Source organism: Paenibacillus hemerocallicola (genome assembly GCF_006265175.1).
GTDB classification, from domain to species: Bacteria; Bacillota; Bacilli; order Paenibacillales; family NBRC-103111; genus Paenibacillus_AB; species Paenibacillus_AB hemerocallicola.
Window position 1 is genome coordinate 20,008 of sequence record NZ_VDCQ01000027.1, and the last position, 16,247, is coordinate 36,254.

A 16,247-nucleotide genomic window follows, 5' to 3' on the forward strand; every position below is an offset into this window, starting at 1 on the left:
TTCGATATGCTACACTACATACATAACGGCCGGGACCCTCAAGCCGTAAATACATAGGAAAGAATGATGGATCATGACCGATATCGCGGAACTTAACGATTATGGAGCGGATCGCACGCTCTTTTTCATCTTTGGCGCTACTGGAGATTTGGCACGGAGAAAGCTGTTTCCGGCTTTCTACAGCTTGTATCGCGAAGGCAAGCTGTCCGACCGGTTTGCGGTGATCGGGCTCGCCCGCCGCTCGAGAACGAACGAGCAGTTCCGCGAGGACGTCCGGCAGTCGATTCAGGAATTTGCCCGCTACAAAGGCGAAGAGGACAAGCAGTGGGAGACGTTCGCCGACCATTTTCACTATATGTCGCTCGACATCAATAAGCTCGAGGCGTTTCAGCAGCTGAGAGGATTGGCCGACCGACTGGACGAAACATACGACATCGGCGGCAACCGGCTGTTTTATTTGGCGCTTGCTCCCGAGCTGTTCGGCAGCGTCAGCTATAACCTGCGCGACGGAGGGCTGCTGGAGACGAAGGGCTGGCGCCGGCTCGTTATCGAGAAGCCGTTCGGCTACGACCTGCCTTCGGCCGAGAAGCTGAACGAGCAAATCCGTCAAGTGTTCAACGAGGAAGAGGTTTACCGGATCGATCACTATTTGGGCAAGGAAATGGTCCAAAATATCGAGGTCGTCCGCTTCGCCAACGCGTTCTTCGAGCCGCTCTGGAACAACAAGCATATTGCGAACATCCAGATTACGCTCAGCGAGACGGTCGGAGTCGAGGAGCGCGGCGGCTATTACGATCACGCCGGGGCGCTGCGGGATATGGGACAAAACCATATGCTGCAAATGATCACGATGATGGCGATGGAGCCCCCGAGCCGCATGGAGCCGGAAGATATCCGCGACGAGAAAGTAAAGGTGCTTCGCTCGCTCCGCGTATTCCGGGATGCGGAAGACGTGAAGAGCAACGTGGTTCGCGGCCAATACTCCGCCGGAGAAATGAAGGGCAAGCCGGTCCCCGCTTACCGGAACGAAGAGGGCGTTCCGTCCGATTCGATGACGGAAACTTATTTTGCCGCGAAGGTGTTCGTCGACAACTTCCGTTGGGCCGGCGTTCCGTTCTATATCCGGACGGGCAAGAGGCTGCCGGTCAAAACGACCGAGGTCGTCGTGGAATTCAAAAATATGCCGGAGAACGTCTACTTCTCCCGGAAAACGAAGCTCGAACCGAATCTGCTCGTCTTCCGGGTCAATCCGACGGAAGGCATTTATTTGAAAATGAACGCGAAGCAGCCGGGGTCTCAATGGGGAATCGTACCGATCGCGATGGATTTCTGCCAAAGCTGCGAGGTGGGCATCAACACGCCGGAAGCGTACGAGCGCCTGCTGTACGATGCGGCCCGCGGGGACTCGACCTATTTCACGAGATGGGACGAGGTGGCGCTCGCTTGGAAATTCGTCGACCGGATCGAGTCGGCGTGGCGCGAGCAAAGCTCGGAGCTGCATCCTTATGCGGCCGGAACCTGGGGGCCGGAGGCGGCGCTTACGCTGCTGGCGCAGGACGGCTTCAAATGGTGGCCGGTCAACGGGCAGCACGAGGGCGAAGTCGTATGGGCGACGCCTATTGTGGCGAAGTAAACGGCTGATTCGTTCTAAAGGGAGGAGCGGGGCAGAAGCGGTTTTCGAACGTTCAGAATGTTTAGTTCGCTAAAGCGATAGGGCTTCAAAGCAAAGCTACGCCAAGCGAACTGCGAAATTCTGACCCCAAAAACATTCGCCATAGCGCGGTCGCTCATCCTGGGAGTATGTTGATAGACGTTTTTCTTAAATAGCGGAACTGCAGTACGCTATTCGTCCGGTTATTCCAAGGAACTGAAAAATAGCGGAACACGAGTACGTTATTTGCCTGTTTTAGTTGTTGTCATACTAGAGGCGGGCAAATAACGGACCGTAGTTCCGTTATTTTTGCTTCCGGCGCTATTTTCTCATAAATAGCGTACGCTGGTTCCGCTAAGGGAGGAGTCGCTGTTTGGGGGAGAATCGCTCATCCTTGCATAGACGTCGATCGACGTTTTTCATTGCGTTAAAGAAAGCGAAGCTTCGCTCCCGAGGAAGCGGAGAGACGGTTTCTTTACCATGAAAAACTACCTTTGATCCGCGGTCGCCCATCCTTGCATAGACGTCGATCGACGTTTTTCATATAATGAATATCAGCGCAGCCAATTTTGGAACAATGGAAGTGAGCTCATGTCGAGACGCGGGTTTTTGAAGTGGCTGTTTGCCGCGATTGCGGTAGTGGCGGGATCGTTTTTCGCCTTGTTTCAACTGTTGTCCCGGCTCGGCACGACTGCTCCGCCCATGTCGGCGGGAGATCCGGCCGCCCCTGCGCCGACTCCGGATGCGGCCCCGGATGTAACCACGCTCGGCTCTGCGGAGCCGCTGCTATCTTTTTTCGTATTGAGCGATTTGCATGTCTCGGTCTATGATGAAAGCACCCCGAGAAAGCTGAACAATGCGCTGGACCAAATCGTTCGGCTCGGATCGCCGGTGGACGCCTTGCTGCTGGGCGGCGATTTGACCGATTACGGCATGGAAACCGAATGCAAAGCGCTCGAAACGATTCTCGCCAACCACAAGCTGCCGCCGGTATATGCGAACATGGGAAATCACGACTACTACAACGTATGGATCGAGAACGGGGGATTCAGCCGCGATACGTTCCCGAATGGAAAGACGGATGCGCAGTCCCGCGACCGTTTCATGAAAATGTTCAACTATACGAAGCCGTACAAAGATGTCGCCATTAACGGCTGCCAAATGATCCTGATGTCGCAGGAGGCGTACACCCAGGAAAAGCCCGAGGTAGGCGAAGGCGCCTGGTATTCCGACGAGCAGCTCGCATGGCTCAAGGCGAAGCTGAAGGAGACGACCGGCGTGAAGCCGACTTTCATCCTTCTCCATCAGCCGCTGCCTCCCGAAGGGCAGGACGGGGGATCGCACCGCGTCATCCGCGCCAAGGAGTTCCGCGACATTGTGAAGCCGTATAAAAACGTGTTCGTTTTCTCCGGCCACACCCACCAGGATTTCGACAACGGGACGTCGCATTACAATAAAGAGGCGTTCCATTGGTTTATCAACGCTTCCGTCGGGCGTACCCGCAATCAGGGCGCGGCGGAAAGATCGCAAGGCTTGTATGTACAGGTTTATGAAGACAGAGTCGTCGTGCGCGGAAGGGAATTTACGAACAAAGAGTGGCTGGCTTCGGCCGATTGGACGGTTCCGCTTGAACGCGTGAAAGTTTGACGATACTGGAAAGTATGCGACAGTACGCAGTACGATAGAAGAGTGACTTGGAAGGGATAAGCATAATGAATCAAACCGCAACCCATATGCAAAACGAAGTACAGAAGCGAAGAACGTTCGCGATCATTTCCCACCCCGATGCGGGGAAAACGACTTTGACCGAGAAGCTGCTCCTGTTCGGGGGCGCAATCCGCCTGGCCGGTACGGTCAAGGGGCGCAAGGCGAGCCGCCATGCCACTTCCGACTGGATGGAAATCGAGAAGCAGCGCGGTATCTCGGTAACGTCCAGCGTGATGCAGTTCGACTATGTAGGGCACCGAGTTAACATTCTCGATACGCCGGGCCACCAAGATTTCAGCGAAGATACGTACCGGACGCTGACGGCGGCGGACAGCGCGGTCATGCTGATCGACTCCGCCAAAGGGGTCGAGGCGCAGACGAAGAAGCTGTTCCAAGTATGCAGCAAACGCGGCATTCCGATCTTTACGTTCATGAACAAAATGGACCGCGAAGGACGCGACCCGTTCGATTTGATGGAGGAGCTCGAGCAGGTGCTCGGTATCCGCTCCTATCCGATGAACTGGCCGATCGGCTCCGGCAAGCAGTTCTGCGGCGTGTACGACCGGGTGAGAAACCAGCTGGAGCTGTTCCAGAACGGCGATCACGACCAGATCGTAGTACGGAAGGTGAGCGGTTATGACGATCCGCTCGTGCGGGAGATTGCCGGCGATTATTTGTATGAGCAGTTGCAGGAGCAGCTACAATTGCTCGATGTCGCAGGGGATGAGTTCGATCTCGAGAAGGTTCGCAAGGGCGAACTGACGCCTGTCTTTTTCGGCAGCGCGATTAACAATTTCGGGGTGCAGACGTTCTTGGAGAACTTCCTGGAGCTCGCGCCGCAGCCGCAGCCGCGCAACAGCAGTCAAGGCGAAATCGACCCGACGACGTTCGAGAAGTTTTCCGGATACATTTTCAAAATTCAAGCGAACATGAACCCGGCCCACCGCGACCGGATCGCGTTTCTGCGCATTTGCTCGGGCAAGTTCGAGCGGGGGATGTCGGTCAAGCATGTGCGGGTCGGCAAAGACATCAAGCTGTCGCAGCCCCAGCAATTTCTCGCGCAAGAGCGGGATATCGTCGAGGAGGCGTTTCCGGGAGATATTATCGGGTTGTTCGATCCGGGCATATTCCGGATCGGCGATTCGCTTTCCCAAGGCGCGCAGGACATCGTATTCGACGAGCTGCCGACGTTCTCGCCGGAAATGTTCAGCAAAGTATCGATCAAAAACGCGCTGAAGCAAAAGCAGTTCCTGAAAGGGATCGATCAGCTGACCGAAGAAGGCACGATTCAGGTGTTCCATACGACGAGCGGTTTCGACGAGCTGATTCTGGGCGTCGTCGGGCAGCTGCAGTTCGAGGTCATGGAATATCGGATGAGAGCCGAGTACGGAGTCGACATCTTGCTTCACCGTCTTCCGTTTCAATTCGCGCGCTGGGTGATCGACGACAAGCTCGATCCGGCGAAGTTCCGTATCAATTCGCAGCTCGTAAAAGATAAGAAGGACAATTACGTAGCGCTGTTCGAGAACGAGTACGCGATGCGCAGTGCGATGGAGAAAATGCCTCAGGCGAAGTTTCTGGAAACGGCGCCTTAAGCTGAAGAGCAGAGAAAACCTCCGGTATCCGCATAAGCAGGCGGAACCGGAGGTTTTTAGTATGTATGGCGGGATGGAGGGGGTGATTATGGCTTGAATTCGGCTCGCTGTTCGTCGAATTCGGCTCATCCGGCAAGGAGTAGCGCAATGAGGTTCAGTAATAGTGAAGCTTGGTTCATTCATGCCCTCGCGATACCAAGCTGAATCCGTTTCATAGCGCGTTACGTCCCGTCCCCGCCGGCTCCGTTTGCATGACGCTCCGGATCGTCGGCATCGCTGTCGGCATGCGGCCGTTTCGGGAAGCTCAACCGGAACGTCGTGCCGAGGCCGGGCTCGCTGTCCGCATCGACCCCGCCGCCATGCGCTTCCGTCAATTGCTTGACGATAAACAGGCCGAGGCCGGTTTCGCCCTTCTCCTTGGAGCGGGAAGGGTCGGTCTTGTAGAAACGGTCGAAAATCCGTTCGCGCTCCTCCGGGGTAATGCCCATCCCTTGATCGATGATCTCGATGATAGTGCGATCGTCCGTTTCCGAGGCGATTAATCTTATCGTGCCGAATTCGGAAAATTGGATGGCATTCTTGACGACATTCATCGCGATCTGAATGAGCCGGTCGTAGTCGCCGTGCCATACGAGACGGTCCGGGCATTCCACCTGAAGCTTCAGCTTCTTCTGGGCGGCGAGCACTTCCAGCGTCTCCGCGACAATCTCCAAAATATCCGTGGCCAGGTAGTCGCCCTTGTGCAGCGTAATTTGGCCGGTCTGCATCTTCTCGATATCGAGCAGCTCGTTGATGAGGCGAATGAGCCGGATCGTTTCCTTCTCGATAATGCCGTACGCCTTCTGCCGTTCCTCCGGGGTGACGATACCGGTTTTCAATGCTTCGACGATGCCGCGCACCGAGGTCAATGGCGTTCGCAGCTCGTGGGAAACGTCGGACAAAAACTGTCGGCGGTTCGTCTCAGCGAGCGCCAGCTTCTCCGACGACTGCTGCAGCTGATCGGCCATCGCGTTGAAATCGCGGGCCAAATCCCCGAGCTCATCGGTTCGTTTCATGACGATTCTGGCCTCGTATTGTCCGTCGGCAATGGAGCCGGCCGCCTTCCGCAGCGTTCGGACCGCTTTGCCCATGCCGCGAGACAGCAAGAACACGACGATCAGCGTGAATACCAACGCCGCCCCCATCGAATAATAAATGACCCGGTCCATCCCGGCGATCGTTTCGCTCAATCCGCGAACCGGAGAGACGGCGAATAGCACCGTCTCTTCCTTCTTGCCCTTCTGCTTTACGATTCGGGCCGCCACCATCAGCGGTTCGGCCGTCTCCTTCCCGATCACGAACGTCTGGTCGTTGCGCACCGACCATAGCTGCTTGCGCAAGCTGTCGAGCGTTTGCTTGTTCCGTATCGCCTGCGCCATCATGTTCGATTCCTTCTCCAGCAGCTCGCCGCTGCGGCTCATCAGCACGACGGAAATACTCCGTTCATTCAGAAGCGATCTGAAAGTGGACAAGGAAGGGGTCGGATTGTCCTCGCGCTGCAAAATGCGGGCGATGGCGCGCGTCGAAGCGACAAGCTCTTCGCCTTTGTTCTTGTAGATGATCCGGTGCTTGGCGAAGTAGGTGAAGGCGGACCCGAGCAGCCCGAGCACCAGCAGGGCCACGAGCAGATGGCTGAGAAACTGGCGCTGGAAAAACGAAAATTTGATTCGGAAGCGTTGCTTGGGCACCCGCATCGGCGGTCAGTCCTCCAGCTTGTAGCCGACGCCCCATATGGTGACGATCCATTGGCGCTCGGACGTGGCGATTTTGTTGCGCAGCCGCTTAATATGTACATCCACGGTACGGTCTTCGCCGTAATAATCGAAGCCCCATATCGTTTCGATCAATTGCTCCCGGGTGAACACTTTTTTCGGATGGGTGGCGAAAAGAACGAGCAACTCGAATTCCTTCGGCGTCAGATTGGCGATTTGACGGCCGTCTATCGTCACTTCCCGCGAGACCGTATCGATTAGCAGCCCCATATGGCGAATCCGCGTCGGATCGATCCGCTCGGTCACGTGCGACTCGGCCCGGCCTGCGGCCTTGTAGCGGCGCATGACCGCTTTTATTCTCGCCATCAGCTCCAGCGGACTGAACGGCTTCGTGACATAATCGTCCGCACCGTGCTCCAGACCGGCAATCCGGTCTTTCTCTTCGGTTTTGGCCGTGAGCAAAATGATCGGCGTATCCGTGCTTTTGCGAAATTCGGCGCACAGCTCCAATCCGCTTTGCCCCGGCAGCATCCAATCCAGCAGTACGAAGTCCCAATGCCGCTCGCGAAACAACTTCCCGGCCTCGTTGCCATCATGGACGAATACCGCCTGCACGTTTTCTTTTTGGAAAAACAACCGGAGCATTTCGCAAACGGAGCGATCGTCCTCCGCAACAAGCAATTTCACTATGGCACCTCCGCAACCGGTCGCCTCATTAGGCCTTATCCTCATTCAAGCATATTCGGTCGGGAGAGCGGTTGCAATACTAACTTGCAAAACAACGACAGCCGCCTTCGTCGGGTCATCGACGATCGGCGGCTGTATCAGAAGTTCTGTGATTAACGATAACGGATTATTTCGCTCCGCTATCCAGATGACTTTTCAAAGTGGCGGCCATGCTGATCTGCTCCTCGTGCCCGCTGTGCTCCCAAATCAATTCGAACAGGACGCCGAGTCCGGGCAAAGCTTTGTCGTCTCCGCCGATCGAGTCGTTGATCACATCGATCAGCTCCTCTGCCGATTTGTCGTGTACGCGTTGGATGATCGCTTGCCGTAAGCTTAAAATCATGATCGGACCTCCGGTTTCGTCGATTTCGTATGTTAATATGCACACAACAAGCCGGGTTCATGTATGGCCAGATGATCCGGAATATGGTGCTGCGGCCCCGGTGTGGTATAATAAGCGGCATATGGTCGGAAAGGAGCATGGGTATGAAATCGAAACAATACGCCGTTATCGGAATGGGACGATTCGGCTCGAGCGTCGCCATGTCGTTGTACAAGCTGGGTTATGAGGTGCTTGCGATCGACTCCAGCGAGCAGCGGATGCAGGAAGTTTCCGGCATGGTTACCCATGCGGTTCAAGCGGACTCCACCGACGAAGAAGCGCTGCGGGCGCTTGGCATCCGCAACTTCGACGTAGTTGTGGTGGCGATCGGGCAAGACATTCAATCGAGCATATTGACGACGTTGATTCTCAAGGATATGGGCGTTCCGCTTCTGGTAGTGAAAGCCCAAACCGAGCTTCATGGCAAAGTATTGAAAAAAATCGGTGCCGACAAGGTCATTTTCCCGGAACGGGATATGGGACTTCGCGTCGCACATCATTTAATATCCCCCAACATTCTCGATTTTATCGAGCTGTCCGACGATTACAGTATCGTCGAGCTGAAGGCTTCCGCCAACATGATCGGCCAAACGCTGCGTCAACTGGATATCCGGGCCAAATACGGCTGCAATGTCATGGCGCTGAAGACGGGGGATAAGATGAACATTTCCCCGAACGCCGACGATACGATCAGGCCCGAAGACATTCTCGTCGTCGTAGGCGAGAACGATCAGCTTCGCCATCTCGAGCGGGCGTATGCGGAAGTGGCCAAATAATGCGCCGACCAGAACCGATTGCATCGCTCCACAATCCGCGGGTCAAGCTGTGGGCGCAGCTGCTGGACAAGAAGGGCCGCGACAAGCATGGCACCTATCTGGTCGAAGGCATTCATCTCGTTCAAGAGGCGTTGATATGGAAAGCCGGCGTGGAGACATTGTTGTATTCGGAGCAGCGGGGCATTCCTTCCGAGATCGAGACGCTGGTCTCGTCCGAAGCGGAGCTCGAATGCGTCCCGGTCAGCGAGCAGGTGCTGGCCAAATGCTCGGATGCGCAAACGCCGCAGCCCGTTATCGCCATCGTGAGGAAAACTGCCCATTCCGCGGAAAGACTGCTCGATATATCCGATAGCCTGGTCGTCGTGACCGACGGCGTGCAGGATCCCGGCAATCTGGGCACGATCATCCGCTCGGCCGATGCGGTCGGAGCGTCGGGCGTCGTGCTTGGCAAAGGGACCGTAGATTTGTACAACCCGAAAACCGTTCGCTCCACGATGGGCTCATTGTTCCATATGACTGTGGTCGAAGCCGAGCTGCTTCCGCTGTTCGCCGAGGCGAGATCGCGAGGAGTCCGGCTCGTCAATACGAGCCTGCAAGCGCAGCAAACTTGCTATGACGCCGATTTTACCGGACCGACGTGGTTCGTACTCGGCAACGAAGGAAAGGGCGTCTCGCCCGAGGTCGCTGCGCAAATCGACGAGCACGTCATTATCCCGATGAAGGGACAGGCTGAGTCGTTGAACGTGGCCATGGCCGCGACGGTGCTGTTGTTCGAGGCTATGCGGCAGCGGGGCGTATGAGCTGCAGATAAAGAACCGTGCCATGGATCTTCTAAAGATCGTTATATACCAAACCGCGGCGACTTGGTATGGCTGCAGTTCAATCCCCAATCGGGGAGCGAGCAAGCCGGCAAGCGGCCTGCCTTGGTCATTTCACCGGCATCCTACAACGGGAAAGTAAGCTTAACCTTATTCTGTCCAGTCACTTCCAGGATCAAGGGCTATCCGTTTGAAGTCGCTATCCCGCGGCATTTGCCAATTAAGGGGGTCATTCTGTCCGACCGGATAAAGAGTCTCGACTGGCAGTCCAGCCAAGCGCAATTCATCTGCCGAGTACCGGAGGAGACCTTGAGCGAGGTTGTTTCGAAACTGGACTTGTTGATTCGATAATTGTCCTTTGGTATTATAGATCCAATATTCATAAACGCGATGAAGAGAAGAGTAAGGAACCCCGTTCTTGTACAGAGAGCTCCGGCAGCTGAGAAGGAGCAAAGAACGGCTTCCCGAACCAAGCCTCCGAGCGGCATGCCGGAACCTTAGAGGGGATGGCATGACGGGCGCTCCCGTTACAGAGCTAGAGTATAAGCGTTGCCGCAGCCGGGCAATGCCGTACTTGAAGAGGTTAATATGGCGACATATTAATGAATCTGGGGTGGTACCGCGAAAATTTCGTCCCCAAGACATTCCGTCTTGGAGGTGAGATTTTTTTTTTGTACCGAAATGCCGTTTACCTTGATTATTAGGAGGAGTCGCCATGGTTAACGAAAAGGAACAACAACCCGAGAACTTTTTGGTTAGGCTGATCAGCGAGGAGCTGGAGAAGGACAAATTCGGCAGGAGCATGCGCACGCGATTTCCTCCCGAGCCCAACGGCTATTTGCACATCGGAAGCGCATATGCCATACACACGAATTATATGATGGCCCAACGTTTTGACGGGACCTTTCATTTGCGGTTTGACGACACGAATCCTCTTAAGGAGGATATCGAGTATGTAAATGCGATTATCGAAGATATAAAATGGCTCGGCTACGATCCGGGAAATCATATTTACTATGGCTCGGACTACTCGGACGATATCTATAACGCGGCGGTTGCTTTGATCAAGAAAGGGAAGGCTTACGTCTGCGATTTGACGCCGGAGGAAGTAACGGAGTATCGCGGAACTTTGACGGAGCCTGGCAAGAACAGCCCTTACCGGAGCCGGTCGGTCGAGGACAATCTGGAGCTGTTGGCGGATATGAAAAAGGGCAGCTACCCGGCCGCCTCGAAAGTCGTCCGCGCCAAAATCGATATGGGCTCGCCCAATGTGAACATGCGGGATCCCGTCATCTATCGGATTTTGCATGCCGAGCATTACAGAACCGGAACAAGCTGGTGCCTCTATCCGATGTATGATTTTGCCCATCCCATTCAAGATGCGATCGAGGGGATCACGTATTCCTTGTGCTCGATCGAATTCAAGGATCACCGGCCTTTGTACGAATGGGTCCTGAGGGAGCTCGAGGTCCCCGAGCCTCCGAGGCAAAGAGAGTTCGGCCGCCTGGGCTTGACCGGCGTCGTGACGAGCAAACGGTTTCTGAGGCAGCTTGTAGAAGGCGGCCATGTGGACGGCTGGGATGATCCTAGGCTCCCGACGCTCCGGGGGCTAAGAAGAAGAGGGTACACGCCTGAAAGCATACGCTGCTTTATCGGGGAGATCGGCAGCATCCGTACCCAGAGCACCGTACACATCTCGATGCTGGACCATTCCCTCAGACAGGATCTGAAAGCGCGAACGATCAGCGTCATGGCTGTGCTGCAGCCCTTGAAAGTGGTGATCACCAACTATCCGGAGGGGCATACCGAGCTGCTCGCGATCGAGAATAACAGCGAGAACGAGGCGTTGGGGAAAAGAGAAGTGCCTTTCTCCAAAACGATTTATATCGAACGTGACGATTTTGCCGAGCAGCCGATCAAGGGATTTCACCGACTGAGTCCGAATGCGGAGGTAAGGCTGAAGGGTGCGTATTTCATCAAGTGCGAGGAAGTCATAAAGGATCCGGACACGGGAGAAATTACGGAGCTGCATTGTACGTATGACCCGCTCACGAAGAGCGGCACCGGATTTACGGGTCGCAAGGTGAAGGGGACGATTCATTGGGTCGCTGCGGATTATGCGGTAAAGGCCGACGTCCATCTGTACGATCCGCTGCTGCTCGAGCCGAACATTCCGGATGACGATGGCGAGGATTGGGCGGATGTGCTTAACCCGCATTCGCTTGTAATCGTAAAGGACAGCCTGATAGAGCCTGGCGTCGGGCATGCCCGTCCCGAGCAGAAATTCCAGTTTTTCCGCCATGGCTATTTTTGCGTGGACCGGAAGCTTGCCGCCGATGATCGGCTCGTCTTTAACCGCATCGTACCGTTGAAGGACGGCTGGAACAAACGATGAGCGTTGTGCGGTAAATGGACTAAATCCGAGATTCGGCAAAGGATAAAGAGAGGACCGGATACGGATCGAGGAACGTCTCGAGCCGTTTGCCGGTCCTTTTTTCCATGTCGCCAAGCTCAAGCCTCATTTTGGCGCTTCTGAATTTCCTCGTTCACTTCCTTGATGAGGTCCGCGCCGCCGCGATCCATCCATTCCTTGACCATGGCGTCCCAATCCGCGACCGGGCGTTGGCCGACGATCATTTTGGTCTGCTCGCCGTGCAAATATTTGGTCAGCTCGGTTTCCTTCTGCGTACCAGTGGCCGTAACGATGCCGCTGGCCGGATTAATGTAGGTCCGGTCCTTGTATTTGACGAACATTTGCTCCAGTCCTGCAGTCAGCTCCTTGAGCTTGGGGATTTTATAATAGGCCGAGTATTGGTTCGCTTCGTCCCCGGGCGCCCACATGAAATAATCGAACAAATAGTGGGCCGGTATTTTCCCCTCGGAAATCTTCGTTTGCGTAACCTCGCCGTTGCCGTCCACAAAATAGCCTTTGCCGAGCCCGCCCAATCTCCAGTCGTAATTCGGATTATTCGGCTTGCGTTCCGATGGGGGAATGAACGTTCGCCCGAAGTCGATTACGTCCATGATGCGCTTGGTCTTGTCCGGGTCGTCGGCCAGCTGGGAGGACAGCGCCGTGATGCCGAGAAATCCGGATTGCGAGGTATAGCCCCGAGAGCCGTCCGGAGCCAGGAATGGTTCCACGAACGTAAATTTGGCGTCGGGGTTCAATTTCAACAGCGTCTCCATGTACGCTTCGGACATGCCCCGCGGAGCTCCGATAAAGATGCCGGCCTTGCCCGTATAAAACTCATTGTTTCCTTGAGCCCAGTTCAATACGGCGAAGTCTTTGGTGACCGCGTCTTCCTTGTACAAATCGGCCAGCGTCTGAATGACCTCGCGTCGTCCGGGTCCGATAATGCCCGGGATGAGCTGGCCCTGATCGTTTTTGTGATACCAGGCTTCCTTCGACCAATACGCCCCGGCATTGTAGTCCGGACCGATGTTCTGGGAGAGCGCCAAGCCGTACGTATCTTTCCTGCCGTTCCCGTCCGGATCGTTTTTGGTGAAAGCGATAGCTACGTTCTTCAATTCCTCGTAGCTGGTAGGCACGCTTAATTTCAACTTGTCGAGCCAGTCCTGACGCAAAATAATGACGAACGAGTACTGTCCGGGATAATAACGCGGAATTCCGTAAATGTGCCCGTTTACCGAGAATTGGTCCCGGATGTAAGCGGGAATCTGCTTCAAGGTAGGGTATGTCTCATAATAGTCGTCCAAGGGCAGAAAGGCTCCCTGCTTCGACCAGTTGAAGAAGTTGGAGTCCAGATCCTTTAACGATACGACATCCGGGATGCTGCCCGACGCCATCAGGACGGACAGCTTGCTCGTATAGTCCGACTGCGGAACGAAGCGGGGCTTGAGCTGAATGTTGAACCGGTCCCGGATCATGTTCAGAGACTCGCCCTCGAGAGGAGGGACGTCATCGAATACGTAATTGATGAAGCTGACCGTCCGAACGCCGTCGCCCGCCTTGTCGCCGCCCGATTCGGACGGGGTCCCGCCCGAAGATCCGCGGCCGATTTCGCAGCTGACGGCCATTGCGGCCGCAAGTGCGGCGACACCGAGGACAGCCTTTGTTCTCCATCGATAAAGGCTCATATCGGACCCGCTCACCTCCTCCTTTTCCTTCATTAAACCATGAATGCTCCGGGCTGTCTTTTGTTTTTCTGGGAACGGGTAAAGGAAGCCTGCCTGGAACGATCCGCAGGCGGGCTTCCTGGACGAATTCGGGATTGCTTAATTCCAGCCTTCTTTGGCGTCCTTGATTTTGATTTCGGCGTTCATTTCCTTGATCAGCTGCTCGCCGCCTTTCGCTTTCCATTCGTCGACCATTTTGTCCCAATCGGCTAGAGGGCGTTGTCCGGCGATCATTTTCGTCTGCTCGTCATACAGATACTTGTTCAGCTCCGTGCCTTTGGCGATCAAGGTATCGGATACGATGCCGTTGCTCGGATTGGCATAATACTTCATGGTCGAATAAGACTTCATAATGTCGGCAGCCAATTGCTTGAGCGGCTCTTGATACGCGGTAAGGTAATTGATGTCGGAATCTTTCTCCGGCCAAGCGATGCCGTCGGGCAAATAGGCGAGCGGGTACAACCCTTGAGATGCGGTTTCTTTTTTGACGACCGGCTTGCCGTCCACCATATCGTACCCTACGCCCACATTGCCGTTCAGCCAGTCAAAGTCGGCATTCTTTTCGTTTTTCTTGTCGTCCGGATGGAACGTGCGTCCCGCTTCCAGCATATCCAGAATGCGTTTTACTTTTGCTTTGTCTTTGCCCGCTTCGGCGGAAATGACTTCGAAGCCGATGAACCCGGAGCCGGCCGTCATCCCTTGGGAACCGTCCGGAGCTTTGAACTGCTCCACATGGACGAATTTCGCCTGAGGGTTGATTTTCATCAGACCGTCCATATACGCTTGCGACATTCCGCGCGGCGTTCCGATGAAAATGCCGGCGATGCCGGAATAAAATTCCTTGTTCGTATTCGCCCAATCGATCGTCGCGAAGTCGCGGGTAATCGCGCCTTCCTTATACAAATCGGCCAGCATCGTGACGATGTCCTTGCGTCCGGGACCGGCCAAGCCCGGCAAGAAACGCCCTTGCGCATCCTTGTGGTACCAAGCGGCAGGGTCCCAATAGGCGCCTTGCGTAAAGGGAGGATTGACGTCTTTGCCGATGGCCAGTCCGTACGTATCGTTTTTGCCGTTTTTGTCCGGATCGTTTTTGGTGAAGGCGATGGCTACCTGCTTCAATTCTTCATAGCTGGTTGGCACTTTCAAGCCAAGATTGTCGAGCCAATCTTTGCGGATAATGGTCGTGAAGCCGAATTTCGGATAATATTGCGGAATCGCATACAATTTGCCGTTTACGCGGAATTGATCCAAAACGAACTTCGGAATGCGCTTAAGTGTAGGATATTGATCGATATATTCGTCCAGCGGGGTGAATGCCCCTTGCTTGGCGAATTTGTTGTATTTGCTCGTCAAGTCGCCGGACTGGAACAAGGTGACGTCCGGAATCGAGCCGGAAGCCAGCGTCGCCGTAAGCTTCTCGTCGTACGTGCCCTGCGGGACGAGGTTCGGCTTGTAATCGATATTGAACTTCTCGTTGATCATCTTCAGCCCGCGTCCGTCCAGGCCCGGCACGTCTCCGTATACGTAGCGCATGCCGGTAATCGTGAGCTTCTTGTTGGCGTCGTTTGCCGACGGCGTAGAGGAGGGGGGAGTTGCCGAGGCATCTCCATCCTTGCTGCCGCCAGAGGAGCAGCCGATTACGCTGGTAACGAGTACTGCCGTCATGGCGGGGTAAATCCAAGACTTTGTCCGTGTCATAGTCGAGAAAACCACCCTTCGTCGAATGTGTTTCCGTTGCGATCTTTTTCGTTATTTCTTTTTTCCGCATAGACGGATTCGGATTTTCACCGATTATCGGCTTATTGAAACGTCAGCCCTTCACCGATCCGAGCATCACCCCCTTGGCGAAATGCTTTTGCAGAAACGGGTATACGAGAAGAATCGGCAGCGTAGCGACCAAAATCGCGGCCATCTGGATCGTCTCCGGGGGAGGCGGATTTTCCAGCATCATCTGCTCGGCCGCCCCCAGCGCATTTTTCGCATCGCTCTGGATGACGATTTGACGGAGAATGACTTGAATCGGCCATTGCCTCGGGTCGTTCAGGTACAAAATCCCGGCAAAGTACGTATTCCAATGGCCGACCGCGTAGAACAGGCCGAATGCGGCGAGAACCGGCTTGGACAGCGGCAGGATGATCCGTCCGAAAATGGTGAATTCGTTCGCGCCGTCGACGACGGCCGCCTCGTACAGCTCGTGCGGAATGTTCAGGAAAAATTGTCGTACGACGATCAAGCTGAATGGACCGATCGCGGATGGCAAAATGAGCGCCCATATGGAGTTCAGCAGTCCGGTCGCCTTGACGATCAAATAAGTCGGAATCATCCCCGCCGAGAACAGCAGCGTGAACAATACGAGGAACATCATGACCCTCTGCCCGTATATTTTGCGGGACAACGCGTAAGCCATCGAGGCGGTGAACAGCAAATTGATGATCGTACCGACAACCGTCAAATAGACGGTCATCCCCATCGCCCGTACGAAAGGCTTAGATTGGAAAATGTACTGGTAAGCGTCGGTGACCCATACTTTCGGCCAAAGCAAAATTTCGCTTTTCAAAAACTCGTCGAAGGTGGTGAACGACACGGAGAAGATGTACAGGAACGGAAACAGCATCGTGAGCGCCAGCAACGCCAGACATATATAGTTCAAGGAATCGAACAGCCGGTCGGAGAAGCTTCTGTATTTCATCGGTATCCTCGCTTT

At 54.9% G+C, this 16,247-nt stretch carries 13 protein-coding genes and 1 other annotated feature; of the genes, 7 read left to right on the forward strand and 6 right to left on the reverse strand.

Translation table 11 applies throughout. The annotated features are described in order from the left end of the window. The first annotated feature begins 73 nt into the window (after nucleotides 1-73). From zwf to FE784_RS19275, 3 genes are all read left to right on the forward strand, one after another. Nucleotides 74-1,633, forward strand: coding sequence for a glucose-6-phosphate dehydrogenase (gene zwf, locus FE784_RS19265; RefSeq protein ID WP_139603853.1), 1,560 nt, complete (start codon nucleotides 74-76; stop codon nucleotides 1,631-1,633). A gap of 609 nt (nucleotides 1,634-2,242) precedes the next feature. After that, nucleotides 2,243-3,298 carry a metallophosphoesterase family protein gene (locus FE784_RS19270; RefSeq protein ID WP_139603854.1) on the forward strand — a complete coding sequence of 352 codons (1,056 nt, stop codon included), beginning with the start codon at nucleotides 2,243-2,245 and terminating at the stop codon, nucleotides 3,296-3,298. 65 nt (nucleotides 3,299-3,363) lie between these two features. Continuing rightward, the gene (locus FE784_RS19275) at nucleotides 3,364-4,953 is read left to right on the forward strand and encodes a peptide chain release factor 3 (RefSeq protein ID WP_139603855.1); all 1,590 of its coding nucleotides are present in this window, start codon (nucleotides 3,364-3,366) and stop codon (nucleotides 4,951-4,953) included. Between the two features lie 221 nt (nucleotides 4,954-5,174). Here FE784_RS19275 and FE784_RS19280 read toward each other — a convergent pair whose 3' ends face one another. The 3 genes from FE784_RS19280 to sspI form a co-directional block, all read right to left on the reverse strand. Next, the gene (locus FE784_RS19280; protein ID WP_139603856.1) at nucleotides 5,175-6,686 is read right to left on the reverse strand and encodes a sensor histidine kinase; all 1,512 of its coding nucleotides are present in this window, start codon (nucleotides 6,684-6,686) and stop codon (nucleotides 5,175-5,177) included. A gap of 6 nt (nucleotides 6,687-6,692) precedes the next feature. Further along, nucleotides 6,693-7,391: a response regulator transcription factor gene (locus tag FE784_RS19285; protein ID WP_139603857.1), complete on the reverse strand. Its 699-nt coding sequence runs from the start codon at nucleotides 7,389-7,391 to the stop codon at nucleotides 6,693-6,695. A gap of 166 nt (nucleotides 7,392-7,557) precedes the next feature. Continuing rightward, nucleotides 7,558-7,773 (reverse strand): small acid-soluble spore protein SspI, encoded by a 216-nt coding sequence (gene sspI, locus FE784_RS19290; protein ID WP_139603858.1) that lies wholly within the window; start codon nucleotides 7,771-7,773, stop codon nucleotides 7,558-7,560. Between the two features lie 143 nt (nucleotides 7,774-7,916). Between sspI and FE784_RS19295 the strand changes: the two genes are divergently transcribed. The 4 genes from FE784_RS19295 to FE784_RS19310 all read left to right on the forward strand — a co-directional run bounded on the left by FE784_RS19295 (nucleotide 7,917) and on the right by FE784_RS19310 (nucleotide 11,801). Then, nucleotides 7,917-8,588 carry a potassium channel family protein gene (locus FE784_RS19295; protein ID WP_139603859.1) on the forward strand — a complete coding sequence of 224 codons (672 nt, stop codon included), beginning with the start codon at nucleotides 7,917-7,919 and terminating at the stop codon, nucleotides 8,586-8,588. Further along, on the forward strand, nucleotides 8,588-9,388 hold the full coding sequence (locus tag FE784_RS19300; protein WP_139603860.1) for a TrmH family RNA methyltransferase: 801 nt from the start codon (nucleotides 8,588-8,590) through the stop codon (nucleotides 9,386-9,388). Before FE784_RS19295 ends, FE784_RS19300 begins: the two co-directional genes overlap by 1 nt. A 63-nt stretch (nucleotides 9,389-9,451) precedes the next feature. Next, nucleotides 9,452-9,757: a type II toxin-antitoxin system PemK/MazF family toxin gene (locus FE784_RS19305; RefSeq protein WP_246132099.1), complete on the forward strand. Its 306-nt coding sequence runs from the start codon at nucleotides 9,452-9,454 to the stop codon at nucleotides 9,755-9,757. Nucleotides 9,758-9,787: 30 nt separating this feature from the next. After that, nucleotides 9,788-10,047, forward strand: a binding site (T-box leader). Between the two features lie 74 nt (nucleotides 10,048-10,121). Continuing rightward, a complete protein-coding gene (locus FE784_RS19310) occupies nucleotides 10,122-11,801 on the forward strand; it encodes a glutamine--tRNA ligase/YqeY domain fusion protein (RefSeq protein ID WP_139603861.1) in 1,680 nt (559 codons plus the stop codon). Nucleotides 11,802-11,917: 116 nt separating this feature from the next. Here FE784_RS19310 and FE784_RS19315 read toward each other — a convergent pair whose 3' ends face one another. The 3 genes from FE784_RS19315 to FE784_RS19325 form a co-directional block, all read right to left on the reverse strand. Next, nucleotides 11,918-13,504 (reverse strand): extracellular solute-binding protein, encoded by a 1,587-nt coding sequence (locus FE784_RS19315; RefSeq protein ID WP_218103792.1) that lies wholly within the window; start codon nucleotides 13,502-13,504, stop codon nucleotides 11,918-11,920. A gap of 138 nt (nucleotides 13,505-13,642) precedes the next feature. Further along, nucleotides 13,643-15,241, reverse strand: a complete 1,599-nt coding sequence (locus FE784_RS19320) for an extracellular solute-binding protein (protein ID WP_246132100.1) — start codon at nucleotides 15,239-15,241, stop codon at nucleotides 13,643-13,645. Nucleotides 15,242-15,353: 112 nt separating this feature from the next. Continuing rightward, on the reverse strand, nucleotides 15,354-16,232 hold the full coding sequence (locus FE784_RS19325; RefSeq protein ID WP_139603863.1) for a carbohydrate ABC transporter permease: 879 nt from the start codon (nucleotides 16,230-16,232) through the stop codon (nucleotides 15,354-15,356). Between the last annotated feature and the right edge of the window lie 15 nt (nucleotides 16,233-16,247).

Bases quoted from the DNA above. Each gene is read 5' to 3' on its own strand.
- zwf (WP_139603853.1), top strand. From the start codon at position 74: ATGACCGATATCGCGGAACTTAACGATTATGGAGCGGATCGCACGCTC.
- FE784_RS19270 (WP_139603854.1), top strand. From the start codon at position 2,243: ATGTCGAGACGCGGGTTTTTGAAGTGGCTGTTTGCCGCGATTGCGGTA.
- FE784_RS19275 (WP_139603855.1), top strand. From the start codon at position 3,364: ATGAATCAAACCGCAACCCATATGCAAAACGAAGTACAGAAGCGAAGA.
- FE784_RS19280 (WP_139603856.1), bottom strand. From the start codon at position 6,686: ATGCGGGTGCCCAAGCAACGCTTCCGAATCAAATTTTCGTTTTTCCAG.
- sspI (WP_139603858.1), bottom strand. From the start codon at position 7,773: ATGATTTTAAGCTTACGGCAAGCGATCATCCAACGCGTACACGACAAA.
- FE784_RS19295 (WP_139603859.1), top strand. From the start codon at position 7,917: ATGAAATCGAAACAATACGCCGTTATCGGAATGGGACGATTCGGCTCG.
- FE784_RS19300 (WP_139603860.1), top strand. From the start codon at position 8,588: ATGCGCCGACCAGAACCGATTGCATCGCTCCACAATCCGCGGGTCAAG.
- FE784_RS19310 (WP_139603861.1), top strand. From the start codon at position 10,122: ATGGTTAACGAAAAGGAACAACAACCCGAGAACTTTTTGGTTAGGCTG.
- FE784_RS19315 (WP_218103792.1), bottom strand. From the start codon at position 13,504: ATGAGCCTTTATCGATGGAGAACAAAGGCTGTCCTCGGTGTCGCCGCA.
- FE784_RS19320 (WP_246132100.1), bottom strand. From the start codon at position 15,241: ATGACACGGACAAAGTCTTGGATTTACCCCGCCATGACGGCAGTACTC.
- FE784_RS19325 (WP_139603863.1), bottom strand. From the start codon at position 16,232: ATGAAATACAGAAGCTTCTCCGACCGGCTGTTCGATTCCTTGAACTAT.